Raw genomic sequence first — 23,582 nt, 5'->3', positions numbered from 1 at the left:
GGCGAATCGCGGGCATGGCCCGCTCCTACACCAGAGTGCGAGGCTCAATGGATCGCCGGTGTGACACTGGCCCGGCCTCTTCGCTGGCGGGCAGCGCAGGACTCTACCTGTAGGAGCGGGCCTCGCCGGCTAGCCGTGTACCGGCAGGTACACGGTCGGAGGCTTACTCCTCGAACGCCTGCCGATACTCCCCCGGCGTCCCGCCCACCACTGACCTGAAACGGTTGGCGAAATGGCTGGCGCTGGAGAACCCGCAGGCGAGGGCGACCTGGCTGAGCGGTTGGCGGGTATCGCGCAGCAGGCGTTGCGCCAGTGCCACCCGGCGGGCCAGAACGTACTGGTGCGGGGGCATGCCGAAGCTTTCGCGGAACATCCGCGCGAAGTGGTATTCCGACAGCGCCGTCTGCATCGCCAGTTCACCCAGTGACAGCGGCTGGTCCAGGCGCTGCTCGATGTAGTCGGCGATGCGGCGGCGCATGGTCGGGGCCAGCCCGCCCTTGAGCTTCAACCCTTCGCGCAGGCCGACCTGGTTCAGCAGCAGGTGGTCGATCAGGTCATGGGCCAGCGTGCTGGTGCGGATGCGCTCGCCCGGCTCGTGCCAGTCCAGCTTCACCAACTGGCGAAAGCGTGCGGCCTGCTGCGGGTCGTCGAGGAAGGTGCGTTCGTGCAGTTGCAGTTCGCGCGGCTCGCGATCGAGCAGGCGGATGCAGCCGAGGGAGAACTGCTCCTGGCCGATGTAGAGATGCGCGAGGCGGATGTCGCCGTTGACGATCCACGCCGACTCGGCGCCGGCCGGCATCACGCAGAGCTTGTCCGGGGCGCCAGTGGTGCCGGGTGAGCCGCGGCGGAAGGTGCCGGTGCCGTCGTTCAGGTAGCAGGACAGCGTGTGGTGGCTCGGCGCATGGTAGTCGCGGGCGTCGTGGCTGTTGCTCCAGATCGCCGCGGACAGCCCGTCGCCCAGCTCCGCGCAACGCTCCAGGCGGGCGTTGGGCGAGGCGTTCATCGACTGGAAGACTTCGAGCTGCGAAATGGCTGACATGGATGGTCCTCTGTTGCCTTCAACTCTACCCGCGCGTGCGCGCCTTGCCAGCCCGGTTGTCGCAATAAGCGCAAGAATCTGCAAGCCGGCACCGGGGGCGGGCACGAGACTGTTTCCGTAGGATTTTCGGAGACCACCATGAACCTCTCGCTCTACCTGCTCACTGTGCTCATCTGGGGCACGACCTGGATCGCCATCAAGCTGCAGGTCGGCGTGGTCGCCATTCCCCTCTCCATCGCCTACCGCTTCAGCCTGGCGGCGCTGGTGCTGTTTGCCCTGCTGCTGGTGTCGCGGCGGCTGCAGCCGCTGGGACGGCGCGGGCAGGCGATCTGTTTCGCCCAGGGGGTGTGCCTGTTCTGCGTGAACTTCCTGTGCTTCTACACCGCCAGCCAGTGGATCCCCAGCGGGCTGGTCGCCGTGGTGTTCTCCACCGCGACGCTGTGGAATGCGCTGAACGCGCGGATCTTCTTCGGCCAGCGCATCGCGCCCAACGTGCTGGGCGGTGGGGCGTTCGGTTTGGCCGGGCTGGCGCTGCTGTTCTGGCCGGAGCTGTCCGGGCACCAGGCCACGCGGGAAACCTTCTACGGGCTCGGCCTGGCGCTGCTCGGCACACTGTGCTTCTCGGCCGGCAACCTGCTCTCGAGCCTGCAACAGAAGGCCGGGCTGCGGCCGTTGTCGACCAACGCCTGGGGCATGCTCTATGGGTCGCTGATCCTGTTGGCGATCTGTCTGGTTCAGGGTGTGCCGATGACCTTCGACAGCAGCGCGCAGTACGTCGGGTCGCTGCTGTACCTGGCGATCCCGGGCTCGGTGATCGGCTTCACCGCTTACCTGACGCTGGTCGGGCGCATGGGGCCGGAGCGTGCGGCGTACTGCACGGTGCTGTTCCCAGTGGTGGCGCTGAACGTCTCGGCGTTCGCCGAAGGTTACCAGTGGAGCCTGCCGGCGCTGGCCGGGCTGGGCCTGGTGATGGCCGGCAACGTGCTGGTATTTCGCAAGCCCAGGCCGGTGTTGCAGCCGGCGCGGGCGTGACATCGGTCGGCGCAGGAATCCTCCTGTAGGGAGCGGGCCATGCCCGCGATCGCGCGCATGGCACGCTTCTACAGGTTACATATCAGGCCTTCCACACCTGCGGATTGACCAGGTTCTTCGGCCGCTCACCACGCAGGGCGGCTTCGAAGTTGTCCAGCGCGCACTCGGCCATGGCCTGGCGCGTCTCGTGGGTAGCCGAGCCGATGTGCGGCAGGGTCACGGCGCTGGGCAGGGCGAACAGCGGCGATTCGGCCAGCGGTTCCTTCTCGTAGACGTCCAGGCCGGCGGCGAGGATGCGTCTCTCCTGCAGCGCTTCCACCAGCGCGGCTTCGTCGATCACCTGGCCACGGGCGATGTTCACCAGGATGCCGGTGGGCTTCATCAGTTCCAGCTCGCGCTTGCCGATCAGCTTGCGGGTCTTGTCCGACAGCGGCACCACCACGCAGACGAAATCCGCCTCGCCCAGCAGTTCGTCGAAGTCGCAGAAACGCGCGCCGAACTGCTGTTCCAACTCCGGCTTGCGGCTGTTGCCGTGGTAGAGGATGTCCATGTTGAAGCCGAAGTGGCCGCGACGGGCGATGGCTGCGCCGATGCGGCCCAGGCCGAGGATGCCGAGCTTCTTGCCGTGCACGTCGACGCCGAACTGCTGGGCGTCCACGGTGCGCTTCCACTGGCCGGCCTTGGTCCAGGCGTCCAGCTCGGCGGTACGCCGGGCGGCCGCCATGATCAGCGCGAAGCCGAGATCGGCGGTGGTTTCGGTGAGCACGTCCGGGGTGTTGGTCAGCGGGATGCCGCGCTGGTTCAGGTAGCTCAGGTCGTAGTTGTCGTAGCCGACCGAGACGCTGGAGATGACCTCCAGCTGGGTAGCCTGGGCCAGTTGTTTCTCGCCCAGCGGGCGGCCGACGCCGATCATGCCGTGGGTGGTCGGCAGGGCGGCGGCCAGCTGCGCGTCGACGTCGCCCTGCTTGGGGTCGAGGACGGTGACGTTGAACTGGCTGCGCAGGCGGTCGAGGTGTTCCGCGGCTAGGCGGCTGAAGACGAAGACGTTCTTTTTCATGGCTCTCGGACGGCGGGGAAGCGGAGGGGCCTTAACCCTACCATTGCCGCGCCAGAGCGGCGCAAGGCGTGCGTGCGCGCCGGGCGATTATCGAACGTGGCTCGCTCCTACAGGTAAAGGTGAGTCTGGAGCAGGGAAGAAGATGGGTTCGCGGGCAAGCTCACTGAACACCGGGGTAGGGAGTTACACAGTGAGCTTGCCCGCGAAACACGACGAAAGGATCGTCAGGGTCCCACATCGGCGAGCCCGGCGCCATCGGCCTGGAGCACACCGGGGAGATTTTCTCGCAGATACGCTACCCAGGTCTTGATCTTTGCGTCCAGGTATTGGCGCGAGGGATACAGCGCGTAGACGTTGAGGATCTGCAGCTTGTAGTGCGGCAGCACGCGCACCAGCGAGCCGTCGCGCAGGCCGTCGATGGCCGAGTACACGGGCAGGGCGCTGATACCCATGCCTGAGCCGATAGCCTCGGTCATCGCGTCGCCGACGTTCACCTGGAAGGGCGAAGGGCCGAGGGTAATCATTTCCTGGCCGTTGGGGCCGTCGAACAGCCACTTGTCCAGCGGCAGCACCGGGCTGATCAGGCGCAGGCAGTCGTGCTCCATCAGCTCCGTCGGCGTTTTCGGCGTGCCGCGCCGCGCCAGGTAGTCGGGCGATGCGCAGAGAATGCTGTAGGTCTCGCCGATGCGCTGGGACACCAGGCCCGAGTCGGGCAGTTCGGAAGCGACCACGATGGCCACGTCGAACCCCTCGTCGAGGAGGTCCGGCACGCGGTTGGCCATGGTCAGCTCGAAGGTCACGTCCGGGTGCAACTGACGGTAGTTGGCGATGGCACGGATCACATAGTGCTGGCCGATGCCGGTCATCGAGTGCACGCGCAGGCGGCCGGCAGGCCGGGCATGGGCGTCGCTGGCCTCGGCCTCGGCTTCCTCGACATAGGCGAGGATCTGTTCGCAGCGCAGCAGGTAGCGCTGCCCGGCCTCGGTGAGGGCGATCCGACGGGTGGTGCGGTTGAGCAGGCGGGTCCGCAGATGGGACTCCAGATTGGCGACTGCGCGGGAAACGTAGGCGGTGGTGGTGTTCAGCTGCTGTGCGGCGGCGGTGAAACTGCCGGTTTCCGCGACACAGGCGAACGCGCGCATGGTCTGCAGTGTGTCCATTGGGGCCTCGTCAGTGGGGCGTCTGTCCCGGGTGGCGACGCCAATGAAGCGATACGCCGTCGCCGGCGGCATGTCCTTGATGGGGGGCAATGCGCGGAGCAGAGCGGGGGCGGTCTATTGTCACATGGATGGCGACACACATTGTTTCATTATCGGTAATAAACAATCACAAATCAGCCGGCTTATCCGTTCCCTTCCCCATCCCTAGAATTCAATCGCCGCCATTGGCTTTGCCGGCATCTCCACGCTTAAAAGCCCCACGCTGAAAAGCTAGACCACTTCCAGGACCTCCACCGTGTCGCGTCACCTCATGAAAGGACTGACGTTCGTCGGCTCCTTTGTCATTTTTTCAACAATCGCCGGATGTATCAGCACCAACGGCATCGCCCCGCAGGAACAGCGCCTGGGCGATACCGAGCTGGCCACCGACGCCGCCATCGCGCACGCCAACCAGGAAGCTGGCTGGCCAGCCGAGCAGTGGTGGCGCGCCTATGGTGATCCGCAGTTGAATGCCTGGGTGCAGACCGCGCTGGAGGGCAGCCCGACCCTGGCCCAGGCCGAGGCACGGGTGCGCATGGCCATGGCCATGGCCGGCATCGCCGAATCCGCCGAGTCGCCGCAGATCGGCGTGGACGCGTCGCTGACCCGCCATCGCTGGCCGACCGACTACTTCTACGGTCCGGGCGACCTGGCCGACAGCACCACCTTCAACAACAACGCCGCCCTGGGCTTCAGCTACTCGCTGGACCTCTGGGGCCGCGAGCGCAGCAACACCGAGCGCTACGTCAACATCGCCAAGATGACCGCCGCCGAGGCGCGCATGGCCCAGCTGGAGCTGGAGAGCAACATCGTCCGCGCCTATATCCAGCTGTCGCTGCAGTACGCCAAGCTGGACATCGGCAAGGCCATGCTGGCGCAGCAACAGGGCATCCTGGCTCTGGCCCAGCGTCGTCTCGACGGCGGCATCGGCACACATTTCGAAGTCAGCCAGGCGGAAGTCCCGCTGCCGGAAACCGAGCGCAAGATCGAAGCGGTGGACGAGGAAATCCAGCTCACCCGCAACCAGATCGCCGCCCTGGCCGGCAAGGGCCCCGGCGCCGGCGTGTCGATCCAGCGTCCGAGCCTGAAGCTCGCCGAAGGTCCTGGCCTGCCCAGCAAGCTGCCGATGGAACTGCTCGGTCACCGCCCGGACGTGGTCGCCAGCCGCTGGAAGGTCGCTGCGCAAGCCAAGGGCGTGGACGTCGCCCGCGCCGAGTTCTACCCCAACGTCGACCTGGTCGCGAGCATCGGCTACAGCGCTGTCGGTGGCGGCGTGCTGGAATTCCTCAATGCCGAGAAATTCACCTATGGCGTCGGCCCGGCCATCTCCCTGCCGATCTTCGACGGCGGTCGTCGCCGCTCGCAGCTGAGCCAGGAATCCGCCGGCTACGACGCCGCCGTGGCGCAGTACAACCAGACCCTGGTCAACGCCCTCAAGGGCATCTCCGACCAGCTGATCCGCATGCACTCCATGGAGCTGCAGGAAGGCTTCGCCGCCAAGTCCGTGGCCTCGGCCCAGCGCACCTACGACATCGCCACCAAGGCGTACCGCGGCGGCCTGACCGACTACCTCAATGTGCTCAACGCACAGACCCGCCTGTTCCAGCAGCAGCTGGTGGAGCAGCAGGTTCGCGCCGCGCGCCTGGCCACCCATGCCGGCCTCGTCGTCGCCCTGGGCGGCGGCCTGATGGACAAGCAGGAAGGCCCGAAAGAGGCGAAGATGGTTCCCGAGACCGTCGACGTCCGCGCGGCCAGCGAGCGCTGAGATGGCCGGCGATTCCTTCAACGGCAGCACCGCCACCCGCCAGCTGGCGCCGCTCGACGCCCTGCGTCGCGCGCTGCTGGAGTGGGGACGCAGTGACGGCGTCACCTGGATCTATATCGCCAAGGTGCTGCTCGCCGCGCTGCTGACCCTGTGGCTGGCGATGCGCCTGGAACTGCCGCAGCCAAGCACGGCGACCATCACCGTGTTCATCGTCATGCAGCCGCAGAGCGGCCAGGTGTTCGCCAAGAGCTTCTACCGGATTCTCGGCAGCCTGGTCGGGCTCTCCGTGATGGTCGCGCTGATCGCCATCTTCGCCCAGCAGCGCGAGCTGTTCCTGCTCGTCTCGGCACTGTGGATCGGCCTGTGCACCGTGGGTGCCGCGCGCTACCGCGACTTCCGCTCCTACGCCTGCGTGCTGGCCGGTTACACCGCCACGCTGATCGGCCTGCCTGCAACCGTGCACCCGGAAGCCGCGTTCATGTCGGCCATCTGGCGTGTGCTGGAAATCAGCCTCGGCATCCTCTGCTCCATGGTGGTCAGCGCCACGCTGTTCCCGCAGACCTCCAGCACGGCCATGCGCAGCGCGCTGTACCAGCGCTTCGGCGCCTTTGCCGGCTTCGTCCTGGACAACCTGGGCGGCGGCGAGCGGCCGAAATTCGAGGCCGCCAACGTGGCCTTCGCCTCCCAGGCCGTCGGCCTGGAAGCGCTGCGCAGCGTCACCCGTTTCGAAGACCCGCACATGCGCCTGCGTTCCGGCCGCCTGTCGCGCCTGAACAACGAATTCATGGTCCTCACCACCCGCTACCACGCGCTGCACCAGCTGCTCTCGCGCTTGCGTACGCAGGAGGCCGAGGCCGTGCTGCGCGCGCTGCAGCCGTGCCTGGATGAGCTGGCCCAGGTGCTCGCGCCCTGGCGCGGGCAGTCGGTCACCGACCGCGACGCCGAACGCCTCGCCGCGCAGCTGGAAAGCCACCGCACGCGAATGATGCAGCGCATCCGCGCCGGTCGTGCGCAACTGCTGGAGGAGCAGGACGATCCGTCCGCGCTGCTGGACTACAACACCGCCGGCGAGCTGCTCTACCGCCTGGCCGACGACCTGTACAACTACGCCCTGACCCACGCCTCCCTGGCCGCGCACAAGCACGAGCGGGAGAACTGGAAGCACGGCTTCTCGCCCAAGGCCAACCTGGTCGCCTCGCTGGTCGCTGGCGGGCGCACCGCGCTGATGGTGCTGGTGTTCGGCCTCTTCTGGATCGAGACCGCCTGGCCCAGTGGCAGCACCTTCGTGCTCAACGCCGCCGCCGTCGCCGCACTGGTATCGGCCGCGCCGGACCCGGCGAAGATGGCCATGCAGATGGCCGTGGGCACCTTCTTCGCCGCCATCCTGGGCTTCTCCGAAACCTTCTTCGTGTTCCCGCACCTGGACGGTTTCCCGCTGCTGGCCTTCGCCCTGGCGCCGGTGTTCGCGGTGGGCGCGTTCTTCTCGATCAAGCCCAAGTACGCCGGCTACGGCCTGGGCCTGCTGGTGTTCTTCAGCTTCGGCGCGATCCCGGCGAACCTTACCGTCTACGATCCGGGCCGCATGCTCAACGAGTACATCGCCCTGGTGCTGTCGCAGAGCCTGGCCGCCGTGGTCGCCGCGGTGATCATGCCGCCGACCAGCGCCTGGCTGTGGCGCCGCCTGGAGAAGGACCTGCGCCTGCGCGTGGTGGAAGCCATCAGTGGCAAGCTCGACGGTCTCGTCTCGTCCTTCGAGAGCGGCACCCGCGACCTGCTCAACCAGGCCTACGGCGTCGCCGCGCGCAGCCCGCAGATGCAACGCCGCCTGCTGCGCTGGACTTTCGTGGTGCTGGAAATCGGCCATTCGATCATCGAGTTGCGCGTCGAGCAGGACAACCTGCCGAGCGAGCCCTGCTACGCCGAGTCGACGCCCTGGCGGCAGTCTATCCGCGCCATGGGCCGCGCGCTGATCCGCCTGTTCGTCAAGCCCTGCGAAGCCAACCGCGAGCGCGCCCTGGCCGCTGTCGAGCAGGCCATCGACTGCGTGAAGATCACCGACGAACCACGTGCTCCGGACTTCGAAAGCTCGCCGCTGCGCCGCGTGCTCAGCTACCTGCACTTCATCCGCAGCAGCCTGCTTGACCCGCAGTCACCGCTGCGCGATGACGAAACCTCTTCTGGAAGATCGACCCATGTTGCCTGACCTGCCCCGCGAGATCGCGTTCCACGGGGTCTACATGCCGACCCTGACCCTGATGTTCCTCGTTGCCGCGCTGATCTGCTGGGGCATCGACCGCATCTTCGCCTCCATCGGCCTGTACCGCTTCACCTGGCACCCGGCGTTGTTCCGCGTGTGCCTGTTCGCCTGCCTGTTCGGCGGCCTGTCCCTCACCATCTATAAGTAACGAGCGTGCACCCATGACTCTCAAATCCATCATCAGCCTGTTGGCGACCTTGATCATCCTGGCGGTCGCCGCGTTGATCGGCCGCGCCCTCTGGGTGAACTACATGGATACGCCCTGGACCCGCGACGGCCGGGTGCGCGCCGACATCATCAACGTCGCCGCCGATGTCTCCGGCGTGGTGGTCGACGTGCCGGTGCGCGACAACCAGCAGGTGAAGAAGGGCGACCTGCTGATGCAGATCGACCCGGACCACTACCAGATCGCCGTGAAGCAGGCCCAGGCCCTGGTCGATTCGCGCAAGGCTACCCTGCAGATGCGCCTGCTCAACGCCAAGCGCCGCCGCGCCATGGACGAGGAAGTCGTCTCCCGCGAGAGCCTGGACGACGCCAGCAACACCGCCGCCGCGTCCGAGGCCGACTACCAGCAGGCGCTGGCCGCGCTGGACGCCGCCAAGCTGAACCTGGAACGCACCCAGGTACGCGCCTCGGTCGACGGTTACGTGACCAACCTCAACGTGCACCGTGGCGACTACGCCCGTGTGGGCGAAGCGAAAATGGCCGTGGTCGACGAGAACTCCTACTGGATCTATGGCTACTTCGAAGAAACCAAGCTGCCGCACATCCGCGTCGGTGATCCGGCCGAACTGCAACTGATGAGCGGCGAGCGCCTGAAGGGCCACGTCGAGAGCATCGCCCGCGCCATCTACGACCGCGACAACCCGGAAAGCCGCGAACTGGTGGCCGACGTCAACCCGACCTTCAACTGGGTGCGCCTGGCCCAGCGCGTGCCGGTGCGTATCCATATCGATGACGTGCCAGAGGGTGTCCTGCTGGCGGCGGGCATCACTGCAACCGTGATCGTCAATCCGCAGAGCCGCCACGCGGAGCACTCCGACGGTGCAGCCGCCGCGGCGCAGTGATCTGATCCAGTGAATGAAAACGGGAGCTTCGGCTCCCGTTTTCGTTTGCGGATTCGTCGCAGTGGGGCTTTGCCCGCAATCTCGCATCGCGCGCTCCCACGACTGCGTAGGGCGGATAACTCGTTCCGGGTTATGCGCCCGACGAATTACCGGTCGTGCGAGGTGGGTGCCCTGGTAGGAGCGAGCGTGCTCGCGAACCGCCCAGCTCCACTGCCTTGCGGCTCGCGAGAAAGCTCGCTCCTACAGTTATCCTTCGGCCTGCTCCTGTCGGCGGTTCTTGTAGCTGCCGCGGATGTTCATCGCCGCCAGGCACAGCTGCAGCAGCACCAGCGCATAGGCCTTGGCCGGAATCCCCCAGGCGATCCACAGCGCATTGCTGGCGAGGAATACCCAGAAGCCCACCTTGCGCCGTTTGCGGTCGCGCGAGCCCACCAGCCAGGCGGCGAGGACGGTCACCAGCATGGCTGGCCATTGCAGCTGGTCGATCAGTTCGTTCATGGGCGCTCAAGCTCAGGTGGATGTCCTGAACTCAGACCAGCCCTGGCGCGGCAAAGTGCGGACGAATTGGGTAGCCATCGAGCAGTGCGTTGGTCTTCTCCGGGTCCAGTTCGCCGTTGAACGGAACGCCCAGCGCCTGGCGGTGGATGCCGGTGGACGCCAGCCAGAGGGTGTCGATGCGGGCGGCCAGGGCGCCGGGGACATCGGTCACCAGCGAGTCGCCGACGAACAGGATGTGCTTCGCGCCGCGCGCCTCCAGCTGCCGCTGGGCGATGCGGAACGCCGACGGATCGGGCTTGCCGTACCAGTGAACCTTGCCGCCTTCCTCGGCGAAGGCCTCGGCCAGGCGGCCGGCGCCGAATACCGTCTGGCCGCCGGAGACCACCACGCGGTCCGGGTTGGCGCAGAGGAACGGCTTGTCGGTGGCGCCGCGCAGCGGAGCAAAGCGCGCTTCCAGTTCGTCCTGCGGGAAGCTGCCGACACCCAGGATCAGCGACGCGGCATGGATGTCGTCGCAGAAGCGCTCGCGGATTTCCGCTGGCCAGGTGGTCAGTGCGTCGCCCACGCCGACGGTGTAGATGCCGCCGCGCTGGAACTCGCGCTCATGGGTGAAGGCGTCGATGGCCAGTTGGCCGGAGGTGGTGATGCCGGCGAAAAGCTCGCGGGAGACGCCCAGGCGCACCAGGGTGTCGGCCATTTCCGGGACGCTGCGCGAGGCGTTGCTCAGGAACCATACCGGCTTGCCTTCGGCGGCGCGGCGGGCGAGCCAGTCAAGGGCGCCGGGGAAGACGTCCACGCCGTCGATCAGTACGCCCCAGAGATCGAGCAGGAAACCGTCGTAGCTGGCGCAGAAGTCGTCCAGGCCGGCGTGGTCGATGTAGCGGGTATGGGTGACGGCGCTGAAGCGGGAAGCAGTCATGGCGTGCCTGTTGAACGGTGGGAGTGCGCCCACGTTAGCGCACTCTCGCCGTTTCGGTGTGACAGACGCGCCGATCAGTGCGCCGGATGCGGCGGCCGCTCCTCGCCGAAGGTGTCCGCCAGCCAGCCCTTGAGCTGGCAGCCGGCGAAGGCCGAGGTGCTGCATTCGCCGCTGGCCAGGGCCTGTTGCAGCTTGGCGATGTCGGCTTTCTGTACGTAGGCGATGGCGTCGGTCATGTCGTCTTCGGTGCCGTAGCCGCCTTCGACCATTTCCTTGAGCGCGTCTTCCTTGCTCCAGCCCTGAATCACCGTACGGTACATGGCGGCGAACAGGCCGGTGCGGTCACGCCCGTGTTTGCAGTGCATCAGCACCGGGCCGTTCTGCTCGGCGCTCTGCAGGATGCGCAGAACCTTCAGCACATCGGCGTCGTCGACGCGGTCGGCGTGGGTCGGGAAACTCACCGCTTCGATGTTCTGCTGGCCGATCCACTCGCGGTCGTCGTCCTTGATGAAGCTCACCACGGTCTTCACCTGCAGGCGTTGCAGCTCGGACAGGTCATCCTTGCCGGGCAGGGCGCTGCGGTAGAGCGTCGGGGACATCTGGTAGAGGTTGAACGACTTGTCCACCGGTTTGGCCCAGTCGGCCGGGGTCTCGCCGGCGGCCAGGGCAAGCGGGCCGAAGGTCAGCAGGGCGGCGGCGATGGCGCCACGAAGGATGTTGGGCAGGGACATGGGGACTCCTCTAAGGTCCGCGTCACCTTAGACGGAGGCCGGTTGTGCCTGGATGAAAAGCACGTGAAGAAAGCGTGAAGTCTCCTCAGCGGCTGTCGGCAGGGAGGAAGCGCACCAGCACGCCCGGGCGGAAGAACCACCAGACGCAGAGCGGATAGCACAGGTAGTTGAGGGCGTAGATCAGCAGCGCCGCCGGGCTCGGGGTGTTCTTCCACGCGGCCATGCCGACCAGCAGCGCGTAGAGCACCGCCAGCCCACCGCCGTACAGGGCGGTCAGGCGCCAGAGCTCACCGGTTCCGGCCAGGCGCTTGTGCCGGCGGGCGAACCAGAAGGCCATGGCGGCGGCGATCACCGCCGCTACCAGCAACGTCGCCGGCACGCCACCGACCCGCAGCAATCCGCGCGCCACCACGTTGAGGAAGAAGGCCGCGAGGATGCCGGCGAGGGCGAGGTAGCGGACCGGGTATGTCATCAGAGTGGCCCGTCGAGGCCGAAGCGTTTCTTCAGCACCTTGTCCAGCAGTCCGGTGGGCAGCCAGCGCGAGAGCAGGGGCAGGGCACGGCTGCCGTTGCCGATGCGCACCAGGCGTGGACGTGGTGATTTCTGCGCGGCGGCCAGCAGGTCGCGGGCGAACTCGCTGGCTGGGGTGGGCTTGTCCTGGGAGGCGGCGGCGCGTGCCTGGATGAACGTGCGCAGTGGCCACCAGGCGGAATCCTCGCTGACCACCGCCGCCATCTCGCGGGTGGCATTGGCGCCGAATTTGGAGGCGATGGCGCCGGGCTGCACTTCCATCACCTCGATACCGAAGGGCGCCAGCTCCAGGCGCAGGGCATCGTTCAGCGCATGCACGGCGGCTTTCGACGCGCAGTAGGCGCCGGCGAACGGTGTGACCAGTACACCGGACACGCTGCCGATGTTCACCACCAGCCCCCGCCGCGCGCGCAACGCCGGGAACAGGGCGCGGGTAACGCCGACGACCGCGAACACGTTGGTTTCGAACTGCCGGCGTATCGCCTGGCTGCCGCCATCCAGCAGCGGGCCCATGGCGCCGTAGCCGGCGTTGTTGATCAGCACATCCAGGCCGCCGGCCTCGCGCTGCAGCAGTTCGGCGAGGCGCTCGACGGCGGGCTCGTCGTTGACGTCCAGCAGTACGCCACGCAAGCCCGCCTGGCCGAGGGCGGCGACGTCTTCATCGCGGCGCGCGGTGGCCCAGACCTGATAGCCGGCGGATTGGAATGCATCGGCAAGGGCGCGGCCGATACCGCTGGAGCATCCGGTGATGAGGGCGACGGGCTGGGGCATGGTCGGGCAGTCCTTTGGGCTGTTAGCGCGGACTACCGTACCGGAATGTGCGGGGCAGGTGAATCAGTTACCGAAGCGGCCGCTTACCCGCTCGGCGCGGAACTCGAGGGTGCTGGCGCGGTAGCCGGGGCGCAGGGGCGGCAGCGGCAGGCAGTCGCTCCAGCTGTCGCCGGCGAGCAGGGCGCCGGGACCGCGGTAGCGCGGGGCCTCGTAGAGGTTCTCGGCAAGATCGGTGGTGTCGCCTGGGCGGTAGGCGGCGACTTTCCAGCGCAGTTCCAGCAACGGGCGGGAGGCGCCGTTCTTCAGGCTGACGGCCAGCGGGCGGCCGGGTTGGCACTGGTCGGGCTGGTAGGCGATGCGCAGTTCCAGGTGCTGCAGTTGGCGGGCGTCGCTGTTGTCCTGCCAGATGGCGATGGCGATTACCGAGGCCAGCCCGACCAGGCCGGCGCCAGAGATCGGCAGGGCGCGGGAGGGGTAGCGGATCAGCAGGATGATCCAGGTGACGATCAGCAGGATGCCGTACAGCATGGAGCGCTCCGCGGGGATATTGAGCATTACCTTAGCAGGCGGCGGAGTGGGGCGGGTTGATGTGGCGCGGGCGTGGGCGAACTTGCTCGTCAACCTCCCATAAAAAAGCCCCCGCACCGAAAGGTGCGGGGGCATTGGCGCCGATGGGGGGAAAGCGCCAGGTCCCGGGGCTTAGCGAACCACGGCCTGTACTTCCACGTTCTCCGTGGTGCGGCCGTAGACGTCTTCAAGACGCTCGATGTCGTCTTCGCCCAGGTAGCTGCCCGATTGCACTTCGATGATCTCCAGCGGGATCTTGCCCGGGTTGGCCAGGCGGTGGACCGACGCGATCGGGATGTAGGTGGATTGGTTTTCGGTGAGCAGGAAGGTCTTGTCGTCACAGGTCACCTGGGCGGTGCCGGAGACGACGATCCAGTGCTCGGCGCGGTGGTGGTGCATCTGCAGCGACAGGCGCGCGCCGGGTTTGACGGTGATGTGCTTGACCTGGAAGCGGCCACCCATGTCCACCGAGTCGTAGGAGCCCCACGGACGGTAGACCTGGCAGTGGTTCTGCGTCTCGCTGCGGCCGGCGGCGTCGAGTTGGTTGACCACTTTCTTGACGTCCTGCACGCGGTCCTTGTGGGCGATCATCATGGCGTCCTTGGTCTCGACCACCACGATGTCTTCCAGGCCGACCACGGAGACCAGCTTGCCGTTGCCGTGCACCAGGCAGTTGTGGCTGTCGTGGACCACGACATCGCCCATGGTGACGTTGCCGTCGGCGTCCTTGTCGTGGACTTCCCAGATCGACGACCAGCTACCCACGTCGTTCCAGCCGGCGGCCAGGGGGACCACGCAGGCGCGGCGGGTCTTTTCCATCACGGCGTAGTCGATGGAGTTGTCCGGGCAGCACTCGAAGGTGGCGGCGTCGATGTTGATCAGGTCGCCGTCGTGCTGGCTGCGCTCCAGAGCGAGCAGGCAGGTGTCGTAGATGTCGGCGTCGTGCTTTTTCAGCTCTTCCAGGAAGCGGCTGGCGCGGAACAGGAACATGCCGCTGTTCCAGAAGTAGCCGCCTTCCTCGACGAACTGCTGGGCACGGGCCTCATCGGGTTTCTCGACGAAGCGTTCGACGCGGATGACGCCGTCCGGCAGGCCACGCTCGTCACCGGACTTGATGTAGCCGTAGCCGGTTTCCGGGCGGTCGGCGGGGATGCCGAAGAGCACCATCTCGCCCTTCTCGGCGGCGTTGGTGGCCAGTGCCAGGGCGCGCTGGAAGGCGCGTTGGTCGTCGATCACGTGATCGGCCGGGAGGATCAGCAGGAGTTCGTCACGGCCTTCGGACAAGAGCTTCATGGCGGCGATGGCGACTGCCGGGGCGGTGTTGCGGCCGAAGGGTTCGAGGAGGATCGACTGGGTCTTCAGGTTCAGCGCTTCGAGCTGTTCCTGGACGATGAAACGGTGTTCCTGGTTGCTCACCACCACCGGCGGCTCCATGCCTTCGAACACCAGGCGCTCGAGGGTCTGCTGGAACAGGGTGTGTTCGCCGGTCAGGGCCAGGAACTGCTTGGGATACTGTTTGCGCGAAAGAGGCCAGAGTCGCGAGCCGCTACCACCGGAAAGGATTACTGGGATCATCGATTTTCTCCTAAAGCGTTTGCGTTCTGTTGGCCGGACCACGTCATGCGGTCCGGCGTGCGGTTTGGGTGACCTCTCCTGTGCATGCCGTCGTTACGGCGCACGGGTTCTTCTGCCGGTGCGGGGCCGGTCTTGTTGTTTGGCTTGGGAGTGGTTGCACAGCGCCCTCTCCCTAGCCCTCTCCCTGAAGGGAGAGGGGACTGTTCGGAGCGAAGCGGGGCATCCCCGCTCGCCGGGTAGTACTGAGCTTTTCGTTCGCACTGATGGCTCCCTCTCCGTTCAGGGAGAGGGCGGGGGAGAGGGGCGGGATTCGCCCCCAGTACGAAGCGCGCCATCCGCATCAAGACTTCAGTCCGCCTTCACCGGACGCTTGACCCACACCGGGTTCAGCTTGCCGCTGTCGCCGGTGACGTACAGGCAGACCACTTCGCCGCGCTCGAGGGTGACGGGCTTGAGGTCGCTGACCTTCTTCGCGCCGTCGAACAGCGCCAGGTTCACTTTCACCGGGTTGATCTCGCGGTCACCGTGGCTTTGCGGGGCGACGTTGCTGACCACTTCGGTCTTGCCGTCTGCGGTCTTCAGGGTGAGGGCCTTGCCGCTGAGGTTCTGCACGCGGACGAGGGCCTTCTGCTTGTTCTTGAACGGCGGCTCGGGCACCAGGCGCGGCTGGCCGCCGGGCTGGCTGACGAGGGTGTAGTAGGCATCCGGATCGAGTTTCACCGGCAGGCTCTGGGAGCCGACCTTGGCGGTGTAGTTACCCGGCGGCAGGAACTTGAAGTCGCTGGAACCCAGCGGCGAGATGTCGTTGAGGGTGGCATTGCCGACGCTGACGGACAGCTCGCCGCTGCCGGCGTTGTAGGCCCGTACGAAGGTGGAGCCCTTGGGCGCCTGCGGGCCGTACAGTGCGCCTTCACCACCGGCGAAGGCGCCGAAGGAGGCGGCGCCCAGGGCGAGGGCGAGGGCGGACGACTTCAGGGTGCGAATGCTCAGTCGGTTGATGCTCAGTCGGTTCATGGGGTGTACCTCCGTCTTCTCTCTTGTGGGCACGGGTGGTGCCCCGTTCAGCGCTCGGTGCGCCGTGGGTGCTGTGGATCAGTGAGCGGCTGGCTGGTTGGAGGCCAGGCGTTCGTCGCGGTTACCGTCCGCACGCAGCTGCGCCACCCAGTCCGGGTTGAACTGGCTCAGGTCGCTGTGCATCGGCAGGTAGCGTTCGGGGAATTCCCAGACCAGCAGCTTGGCTGGCGCCTTCTTGAAGCCTTCGTCCTGCAGGAGCTCGAGCATCGGCTCCAGGGGACCCTTGCCCTCCTTGGCGTAGTTGATGACATCCGCCGAGAGCGCCTGCTTGAGGGCGCCGGCGAAGTTCCAGCGCGGGTTGGCGCTGTAGCTGGTGCCGACCAGGGCGACCTGCGGCTGGGCGCTGTCGCCGAACAGGTCGCCACCGCCGCTGCTGTCGGCGCTGGCGGCGGCCTCCTCGGCCGGGTGGGTCTGGCGCTGCTGCAACTGGTCTTCTTCGGGCAGCAGGTTGGTGAACAGCGGGTCCAGCGGCAGGAAGGTCAGCAGGTCGCCCTTGTGCGCGCCGCTCTTGCCGGCCTCGGTGACGAAGCTCTGGGTCGGCAGGTCGGCGCCCTGGCCTGCGCGGATGCTTTCGCCCAGGCGCTGGGCCACGGCTTCGGCGCCCAGCGGGGTCCAGTGGGTGTCGGTGCGCAGGAAGACCTGGCCGTTGTCCTTGGCCTTTTCCATCGTCTCCAGCAGCTCGGGCGCGGCCATGCCGGCCTGGCGGGCGCGCTGCAGGAAGTCGGTGTAGAGCGAGGCGTGCAGGGCGGCCGGCTGCTCCTTGCCGATGTATTCGGGATAGAGGCGGGTCTTGGCCGGAATAATGGCCAGCACCAGCTTCACGCCGCGGCGCTCCAGCTCCTGCTGCACGCCACGCACCAGCGCCCAGTTGTCGTCGAGCTGCTGCTGCGTCGGCGCGGGCTTGAACTCTTCATCGGTGAACAGCCAGCCGTCCTTGCCGATCACCACGCCGGGGCGGCCTTCATCAAAGACGGTGTAGTCCAGTGCGGCCCAGAGGTTGGTGCCCAAACGCTTGATGGGGAATTCGTCGTCGTAGTGGCCTTCGAAGGCGTGGGCCAGCTTGCCGTTGAGCACGGTGGTGCCGTCGGCGGCGGAGAAGCTGGGGAAGGCCTTCAGCGACCAGCCGGCCAGGCCCAGCAGCATGCCGCCGAAGGCGGCGATGTAGGCGTACTGCAGGGGTTTGCTGATCTTGGGTTGAGTGGTCGTTTGCATGATCCGGCCTCGTTCAGAACTGGAAGTAGAGGAACGGCGAGTAGCTCTGCGCCGAGAGCTTGAGCACCGAGGCGGCGAACAGCAGGAGCAGGGCGACGCGGGTGGCCAGCACCGGCAGCTGGGTCATCCAGTGCTGCTGGTAGACGGCGGCGCCGCTGGGCGAATAGGCGATGGCCGCCGGGTCCTGCTGGGCCATGGCCGGGGTGCGCGGCTGGGCGCTGGCGGGGCCGTCGGCGTCGACCTGCTCGGTCTTCGCGGCGGCCTTGGGCGCCTTGCTCTGCAGCGGTTGGTTGTAGAACTGGCGCAGGCCGAAGAAGGCGAGCACGAGGTAGGCGATGACCAGGGTGCCGACCTGCAGGCCGGTGAGACTGGCGCGGTTGAGCTCGGACAGTTTCCAGTCACCGAAGCTGAACATGGCTTCGTACATGCGCCAGGCCACGTGCAGGTTCTCGGCGCGGAAGATCACCCAGCCGACGATCACCAGCAGGAAGGTGAATACCCACTTCAGCGGATTGAGCACGCGCGGCGCGGCGTTCACGCCCAGGGCGCGCTCGATGGCCAGCCACACGCCATGCCAGGCGCCCCAGATGATGTAGGTGACGTTGGCGCCGTGCCACAGGCCGCCCAGCAGCATGGTGAGGATCAGGTTGCGGTAGGTCTGGAAGGTGGTGCCGCGGTTGCCGCCCAGGCTGATGTACAGGTAGTCGCGCAGCCAGGTGGACAGGCTGATGTGCCAGCGCCGCCAGAACTCGGTGATGGACTGGCTGATGTAGGGCTGGTTGAAGTTCTCCATGAAGCGGAAGCCCATCATCAGGCCGAGGCCGATGGCCATGTCGCTGTAGCCGGAGAAGTCGAAGTACAGCTGCGCGGTGTAGGCCAGCGCACCGAGCCAGGCGTCGCCCGTGGTCGGGTCCTGCAGGGCGAAACAATGGTCGGCCACCGCCGCCAGGGTGTCGGCGATGAACACCTTCTTGACGAAGCCCTGCATGAAGCGGGTACAGCCTTCGGCGAACTTGTCGACGGTGTGGGTGCGGTGGTTGAACTGGTCGACCAGGTCCTTGAAGCGCAGCACAGGGCCCGCGATCAGGTGCGGAAAGATCGCCACGAACGCTGCGAAGTCGATCAGGTTGTGCGTGGCCGGGGTGTCGCCGCGGTACACGTCGATGATGTAGCTGATCGATTCGAAGGTGTAGAAGCTGATGCCGATCGGCAGCAGGATGTGGGTCAGCACGAAGGGCTGCATGCCCAGCGAGGTGATGATCTCGTTGAGGCTCTCCACACCGAAGTTGGCGTACTTGAAGTAGCCCAGCACGCAGAGGTCGACCACCACGCCGAGGATCAGCCAGCGCTGGGCGGCCCTGGTGCGCACGCCGGCGGCGCCGACGCGCAGGCCGATCCAGTAGTTGAACACGGTGACGCCGGCGAACAGCAGGAGGAAGTCCACCCGCCACCAGGCGTAGAAGATGTAGCTGGCGACCAGCAACAGAAGGTTCCGGTAGCGGTTCCCGCTCAGGTAGTACAGGCCGAGGAAGACCGGCAGGAACAGGAACAGGAACACGTTGGAAGAAAAGACCATTCCGCGTCTCTCTCTGGAGCTTCAAACCTTGAGTGGCTCCGGACCTTCCGGCGTCTTCGCGACGCCCTGAGGAAAGGCCGGGGCAACCCGCCAATTCCTCCCCATGTGGTGCTCAATCTGTTGCGCCCGCCCGCGTCTTTGTTGCGCGGGTCGGGTGGTGTTGCTGTTGCTTTGGAGCGGGGGCATTGCCCTCTCCCCAGCCCTCTCCCTGAAGGGAGAGGGAGCCGTCCGGAGCTGCCGATTGGCTCGGTGTTCCGCTTGCTGCCGCTCAGTCCCCTCTCCCTTCGGAGCGGGGCGCGCAGCCAGGGTCAGGGAGAGGGGCTCTTGCCCGAAGGCCTCAGCTCCCAGCCCCCTGACGGTTGAAAACCTTGGTCACTTCACCCCCCAGGCGGAAGCTGTTGAACGGCTCCATCTTCTTCTTCCAGTCCTGGGTCTTGGGCGCGCAGCTGTAGAGCGCGCAGTAGGGTTCCAGCCAGGCGAACTTGCTGTTCTCCTTCAGGTCGGCCATGTCCTGGTCGTTGCCGGTCTTCTCGTCGAATGCGTCCTGGTCGTCCACGCCTTGCATCACGCGGTTGGCCAGGCGCTGCAGGGCGCCGTTGTTCTCCTGGCGCAGGTCGACGCCGTTCACCTGGGCGAAGGCGGCGATCATGGTCAGCGGCGGCAGCGAGTAGTTGTGGTACGACAGGGCGCGCTGACGGCGCTTGAGTTCGTTGGGCAGGTAACCGTCGTTGTCCACCTGGTTGGCGGCGACCTTGAACTCCTGCACCGACCAGTCGAACAGGTCGCGGCGGTTGGTCACCACGGCGGTGGACATCACTGACCAGGCGGCCCAGTAGGAGTGGTTGTTGATCTTCTTCAGCGGCAGGTCGCTCCAGTCGCGCACCACCTGGCTGCCCAGGGTGCTGAACCAGTTCTCGATCTCTTTCGACTGCTCGCCGTAGGCCGCCAGCGGGCGGCTGCTGGAGAACTTCAGGCGCATGTAGGAGGACGAGAGGCTGCCCAGCGCCCATTTGCGCATCGACTTGCCGGTGTGGTTGAAGTCGCTGCTCTCCAGGGCGCCGGCCTTGGCCCAGCTGTCCAGCCAGTTCATCGCGCAGTCCAGGTCGCCCTTGTTGCCGCTGCGCATGTATTGGGTGATGAGCTTGGTGGCGCCGCGCTCCATGTCGGTGATGTCCTTGATCTGGGTGCGGAACTCTTTTTCCGCGTCCACGTTCAGGGTCGAGCGCGCCGAGTCAGAGCCCTTGTACTTGCTGGTGAACTGCAGGCTGCCGGTGTAGGGCGTGGGCGGCGTCGGGCAGCTGTCGGCGTCCTTCTTGCTGCCCTTGTCGCCGACGGCGGAGAAGTAGCCCGGCGGTGGCATCAGGTCGGCGGCATAGGTGGTGGTCTCGCCACCGAACAGGGCGCCGAGCACCGCGACGGTCAGGCCGATGCGGGCGACCACGGGGGTCTTGATCTTGCGTAGGCTTGGCATGGAATTCACTCCCTCGCGTCTGAGCCTGTTCGATGTCTGCCTGGGCGGTGCCCGGCGAGATCCTGAACAGGCTCCTAGTTGGCGGCCACGTCGGCCGACTTGGCTTTGGGCGTCTGACAGAGCTTGGCCTCGACTTCCAGGCCCGCCGGCATGTCGTCCGGCGCCTCGATTTCCAGGGAGAGGAACTGCTGGTTCGACCAGTCCTCGTCGTTGCGCAGTTCGAAGACGTAGCGTCCGCCGGTATCCACGGCCTTGGACTGCTCGATCTTCAGCTGCTCGCGGCGGCCGTTCATGTACCAGATGGTGTTCTTGAGTTCGTGGATGCCGGGGTCGGAATAGGTGACGTCGGCGGTGTAGCTGCCCGAGCGGATCGGCAGGGCGCCGCTGTTGAGCAGCACTTCGTTGCTGCCGGCGTGCAGCTTGACCTTGCGGCTGATGGCCGGCTTGCCGTCGGCGCAGCCGTTGTCCACCAGCGGCATGGCCTGGCGGTAGAAACTCTTCTGCGCCATGTCGTAGTGGGTGGCGAATTCCCAGATGAGGATCTTTGGCGGCTTGTCGTGGAATTCCTTGCTGGTCATGTAGGCCAGCAGGGAGCTGTCGAAGCCGCCCCCGGACACGGCGTTGTTGAGGATGTCGACCTTGCCGTACTGCTCCAGGAAGCCGGCGAAGTTGTATGCCGGGCCACTGTTGGAGGTGCCCACCAGCGCGACCTGGGCATCGCCGCCTTCACCGAACAGGTCGCCGCCGCCGGAATCGCCCACCGGCTCGGTCTCGAAGCGGTCGACGTACTGCGGCGCATAGCTGCTGCCGCACAGTTGCGCGGCGGCCTTGTGGAAGGTGCCCAGCTTGGACAGCAGGCCCACGCGCTTGCTCTCGAATTCCTTCTTCGGAATGTCGTTGTAGGCGGGGATTTCCTTCAGGGTTTCGGCCACGATCTTCGCGCTGCGCATCGCGCCGTAGGGCGTCCAGTGGTGGTCACCCTTGAAGTAGTACGGGTGCTCTTCCTTCTCGTCGAACAGCGGAGAGAAGTCCGGGGTGTAGATGCCGGCCTTGCGGAACTGGGCGATGGTCGCCTGGTAGTTCTGCTTCGCCAGCTCGTAGTTGAAGCTGGCCTTCTCCTGCGGGTTGAGCTTCTCGCGGTTCACCAGGCCACGCGTGGGCTGATAGACCACGACGAGATCGATGCCCTTGCGCTTGAGCTCGTCGCGCAGTTGCTTGAGCTCGCGCCAGCCTTCGGCGCTGGTGCCGAAGTCGGTGCGCAGGTCGTAGGTGGTACGGAACAGCCAGTCTTCCTGGGCCGGTACCAGGTGGGTGAAGAAACCCAGGTACTTGGTGTTGTAGGCCGCTTCGTTGGAAGCCGTGGGGCACAGCCCGGCGGCCGGCTGCGCGGAGTAGCTCGGCGCGTCGGCGGCGCCGGCCTGGTGAGCGAGCAGCAGGGCGGCGGTGAGGCCCGACAGGCGCAGCAGGTTGGTGGTCAGTTTGTTCATGTGTCGGTCCTCAGTTCTGCAGTTCGGCCTGGCTTTCGACGGGGTCGATCAGCACCGCGCGTTGCTGGCGCACCAGCAGGTCCAGGATCTGGTCCTGCTTCTCGCCGAGCACGCCGTTGAAGGAGATGCCGGAAGATTTGGTCGGGCCGAGCATGGCCACCTTGTAGAGCTCCAGCGATAGCGGCGAATCCACCGACAGCGGGCCGGAGCCGTTGCCGGCCAGCTTGCCGCCGACCACGATCAGCGAGACCTTGGTATCGAAGGGGTCGAGGTCGATGTTGCGGTCGGTGTCGGAGAGGTCCTTGATGTGGCCGTAGACGCCGATCAGCTTGTTGCCGGCCGCGAGGTTCTCGTACAGGCGGATGTTCACGCTGTTGCGCACGCGGATGCCGTGGCGCTGGTTGGCCAGCACCTGGTTGCCGTAGATGAGGTTGTCGCCCGACTCGTAGAGCGTGATGCCGTCGGAGTGGTTGCGGTACACCTCGTTGTAGGCGACCAGGTTGCGCTCGGAATTACGGTCGAGGACGATCCCGGAGAGGTGGTTGTCGTAGGTCTTGTTGTGGATGATCCAGCTGTCGTTGACCTCACGGGAGACGATGATGCCGTGCTTCTTCCTGGTCCCGTAGACGGTGTTCTCGGCGATGATCAGGCGGTGCGAACGGTCGTGCGGGTCGATGCCGTAGATGACGTTGTTCTTGTAGGTGTTGCCGCGCACCACCAGGTCGTCCGCTTCATAGCAGTAGAAGCCGTACCAGGCGTCCTCAAAGGTGGAGTTGAGCACCCAGCCCTGGGGCCGCGGGCGCTTCATGGTCTTGTCCATGCCGGGGCTGTACTGCGAGATGGAGATGCCGTAGGCCTTTGAGGCGTTGTAGCCGAAGCTGGTGAAGTGGCTGTTCACCAGGTAGGCCTCGGCGCCGCCCCAGGAGATCAGGAAGGGGCGGAACTCGTTGGGCTCCCTGAACCAGGCCGGCTGGTTCTTCGCCTCATTCCAGGCGGTGACCTTGGTGTCACGCACGAACAGCTTGCCATCGTTGACCAGGAACGAACCGCGGTCCTGGGACAGGCGCAGTTCCTTGACCTTGCCATCGATCTCCAGGGTCGCGCCTTGGCTGACCACGATGGGCAGACGCGCGATGTAGACGCCCGGCTCGGTCTGTTCCAGCGCGGTTTTCGGCAGCTTGCCGACCAGCTCCGCGAGGTTGACGTAGCCAGCGTCGATGAAGATCGCCTGGGGCATCTGGCGTTGTCGCTTCACCCATTCGGCGAGACGGTTCTTGCCGCCGGTGAATTCCTTCAGCGGCTGCTGTTGGACCATGCGCTCGATATGCACCTTGCCGCGCTTGTTGCGCACGATCTTCTTCTCCACCGCCTCGGGGGTGTAGCCGGAGAGGTCGGGCAGCTTGGGCGGCTCCAGGTGCAGCGGCTCGCTCGGAGCCGCGGTCACGGTGTAATTGCCGGATTCCTTCAGCGTCTGGGTGTGGCCCGGTTCTTCTGTCGGTACCTTTTCGCCCTCGACGGTCTTGCCGGCTGAGGCTTTCGCGGCCTCGGCCTTCTTCGCAAGGGCCGTGCTGACTTCGGCCTTGGCCGCGGGCTGCGCCGCCCAGGCTGGTGCGCCGGCGCTGAGCAGGCCGCCGAGCAGCAGTGCGGTCAGCGGCAGGGCGTGTATCGGGTGGCGGTTCATGGCCGTGTCTCCTTGCGCGCGGGCCTCCACCGGATACCCGGCCACGCAGCGGGGGCGGCGCAAGGCAGGTCTG

21 protein-coding genes are annotated in these 23,582 nt (G+C 66.3%); 5 read left to right on the top strand and 16 right to left on the bottom strand.

All coding sequences use genetic code 11. The features are described 5' to 3' along the window. Window positions 1-163: 163 nt before the first annotated feature. Window positions 164-1,039, bottom strand: a complete 876-nt coding sequence (locus AC1ZV1_RS24480) for a helix-turn-helix domain-containing protein (RefSeq protein ID WP_484294013.1) — start codon at window positions 1,037-1,039, stop codon at window positions 164-166. Between the two features lie 138 nt (window positions 1,040-1,177). Here AC1ZV1_RS24480 and AC1ZV1_RS24475 point away from each other — a divergent pair, with 138 nt between their 5' ends. Next, a complete protein-coding gene (locus tag AC1ZV1_RS24475; RefSeq protein WP_484294012.1) occupies window positions 1,178-2,071 on the top strand; it encodes a DMT family transporter in 894 nt (297 codons plus the stop codon). Window positions 2,072-2,153: 82 nt separating this feature from the next. Here AC1ZV1_RS24475 and AC1ZV1_RS24470 read toward each other — a convergent pair whose 3' ends face one another. Together AC1ZV1_RS24470 and AC1ZV1_RS24465 are read right to left on the bottom strand one after the other, a co-directional pair. Further along, on the bottom strand, window positions 2,154-3,128 hold the full coding sequence (locus tag AC1ZV1_RS24470) for a 2-hydroxyacid dehydrogenase (protein ID WP_484294011.1): 975 nt from the start codon (window positions 3,126-3,128) through the stop codon (window positions 2,154-2,156). Between the two features lie 224 nt (window positions 3,129-3,352). Beyond that, window positions 3,353-4,288, bottom strand: coding sequence for a LysR family transcriptional regulator (locus tag AC1ZV1_RS24465; protein ID WP_017519048.1), 936 nt, complete (start codon window positions 4,286-4,288; stop codon window positions 3,353-3,355). Window positions 4,289-4,598: 310 nt separating this feature from the next. Here AC1ZV1_RS24465 and AC1ZV1_RS24460 point away from each other — a divergent pair, with 310 nt between their 5' ends. Genes AC1ZV1_RS24460 through AC1ZV1_RS24445 form a run of 4 tightly spaced genes read left to right on the top strand, consistent with a single transcriptional unit; the run spans window position 4,599 to window position 9,416 of the window. After that, the gene (locus AC1ZV1_RS24460; RefSeq protein WP_484297625.1) at window positions 4,599-6,092 is read left to right on the top strand and encodes an efflux transporter outer membrane subunit; all 1,494 of its coding nucleotides are present in this window, start codon (window positions 4,599-4,601) and stop codon (window positions 6,090-6,092) included. Window position 6,093: 1 nt separating this feature from the next. Beyond that, a complete protein-coding gene (locus tag AC1ZV1_RS24455) occupies window positions 6,094-8,295 on the top strand; it encodes an FUSC family protein (RefSeq protein ID WP_484294010.1) in 2,202 nt (733 codons plus the stop codon). A 1-nt stretch (window position 8,296) separates the two neighbouring features. Continuing rightward, window positions 8,297-8,497 (top strand): DUF1656 domain-containing protein, encoded by a 201-nt coding sequence (locus AC1ZV1_RS24450; RefSeq protein WP_484297624.1) that lies wholly within the window; start codon window positions 8,297-8,299, stop codon window positions 8,495-8,497. A gap of 13 nt (window positions 8,498-8,510) precedes the next feature. Then, window positions 8,511-9,416: an efflux RND transporter periplasmic adaptor subunit gene (locus AC1ZV1_RS24445; protein ID WP_484294009.1), complete on the top strand. Its 906-nt coding sequence runs from the start codon at window positions 8,511-8,513 to the stop codon at window positions 9,414-9,416. Between the two features lie 246 nt (window positions 9,417-9,662). Here the strand turns inward: AC1ZV1_RS24445 and AC1ZV1_RS24440 are convergent, their stop codons facing one another. The 13 genes from AC1ZV1_RS24440 to algG all read right to left on the bottom strand — a co-directional run bounded on the left by AC1ZV1_RS24440 (window position 9,663) and on the right by algG (window position 23,509). Further along, window positions 9,663-9,914 (bottom strand): hypothetical protein, encoded by a 252-nt coding sequence (locus tag AC1ZV1_RS24440; protein WP_484294008.1) that lies wholly within the window; start codon window positions 9,912-9,914, stop codon window positions 9,663-9,665. Window positions 9,915-9,945: 31 nt separating this feature from the next. Continuing rightward, window positions 9,946-10,833: a TIGR01459 family HAD-type hydrolase gene (locus AC1ZV1_RS24435; protein ID WP_484294007.1), complete on the bottom strand. Its 888-nt coding sequence runs from the start codon at window positions 10,831-10,833 to the stop codon at window positions 9,946-9,948. A 74-nt stretch (window positions 10,834-10,907) separates the two neighbouring features. Continuing rightward, window positions 10,908-11,564, bottom strand: coding sequence for a dual specificity protein phosphatase family protein (locus AC1ZV1_RS24430; RefSeq protein ID WP_484294006.1), 657 nt, complete (start codon window positions 11,562-11,564; stop codon window positions 10,908-10,910). A gap of 85 nt (window positions 11,565-11,649) precedes the next feature. Then, window positions 11,650-12,036, bottom strand: coding sequence for a hypothetical protein (locus AC1ZV1_RS24425; protein WP_484294005.1), 387 nt, complete (start codon window positions 12,034-12,036; stop codon window positions 11,650-11,652). Further along, window positions 12,036-12,866, bottom strand: a complete 831-nt coding sequence (locus AC1ZV1_RS24420) for an SDR family oxidoreductase (RefSeq protein WP_484294004.1) — start codon at window positions 12,864-12,866, stop codon at window positions 12,036-12,038. Before AC1ZV1_RS24420 ends, AC1ZV1_RS24425 begins: the two co-directional genes overlap by 1 nt. A gap of 63 nt (window positions 12,867-12,929) precedes the next feature. Continuing rightward, window positions 12,930-13,394, bottom strand: a complete 465-nt coding sequence (locus AC1ZV1_RS24415) for a multidrug transporter (RefSeq protein ID WP_484294003.1) — start codon at window positions 13,392-13,394, stop codon at window positions 12,930-12,932. Between the two features lie 171 nt (window positions 13,395-13,565). Next, complete coding sequence (locus AC1ZV1_RS24410; RefSeq protein ID WP_484294002.1) at window positions 13,566-15,008, bottom strand: mannose-1-phosphate guanylyltransferase/mannose-6-phosphate isomerase; 1,443 nt, start codon at window positions 15,006-15,008, stop codon at window positions 13,566-13,568. Window positions 15,009-15,356: 348 nt separating this feature from the next. Beyond that, on the bottom strand, window positions 15,357-16,022 hold the full coding sequence (algF, locus tag AC1ZV1_RS24405) for an alginate O-acetyltransferase AlgF (RefSeq protein WP_484294001.1): 666 nt from the start codon (window positions 16,020-16,022) through the stop codon (window positions 15,357-15,359). A gap of 78 nt (window positions 16,023-16,100) precedes the next feature. Next, a complete protein-coding gene (locus tag AC1ZV1_RS24400) occupies window positions 16,101-17,294 on the bottom strand; it encodes an alginate O-acetyltransferase (RefSeq protein ID WP_484294000.1) in 1,194 nt (397 codons plus the stop codon). Window positions 17,295-17,307: 13 nt separating this feature from the next. Further along, window positions 17,308-18,870 carry an MBOAT family O-acyltransferase gene (locus tag AC1ZV1_RS24395; RefSeq protein WP_484293999.1) on the bottom strand — a complete coding sequence of 521 codons (1,563 nt, stop codon included), beginning with the start codon at window positions 18,868-18,870 and terminating at the stop codon, window positions 17,308-17,310. Window positions 18,871-19,207: 337 nt separating this feature from the next. Beyond that, on the bottom strand, window positions 19,208-20,323 hold the full coding sequence (locus tag AC1ZV1_RS24390; protein WP_484297623.1) for a mannuronate-specific alginate lyase: 1,116 nt from the start codon (window positions 20,321-20,323) through the stop codon (window positions 19,208-19,210). Window positions 20,324-20,415: 92 nt separating this feature from the next. Further along, window positions 20,416-21,828: an alginate O-acetyltransferase gene (locus AC1ZV1_RS24385; protein ID WP_484293998.1), complete on the bottom strand. Its 1,413-nt coding sequence runs from the start codon at window positions 21,826-21,828 to the stop codon at window positions 20,416-20,418. A gap of 10 nt (window positions 21,829-21,838) precedes the next feature. Then, a complete protein-coding gene (algG, locus tag AC1ZV1_RS24380; RefSeq protein WP_484293997.1) occupies window positions 21,839-23,509 on the bottom strand; it encodes a mannuronan 5-epimerase AlgG in 1,671 nt (556 codons plus the stop codon). Window positions 23,510-23,582 lie beyond the last annotated feature (73 nt).

The organism is Pseudomonas sp. BB438 (assembly GCF_057180225.1).
The sequence above is the reverse complement of the archived record's forward strand: the minus strand, read 5'-3'. Positions and strand labels throughout refer to the sequence as shown.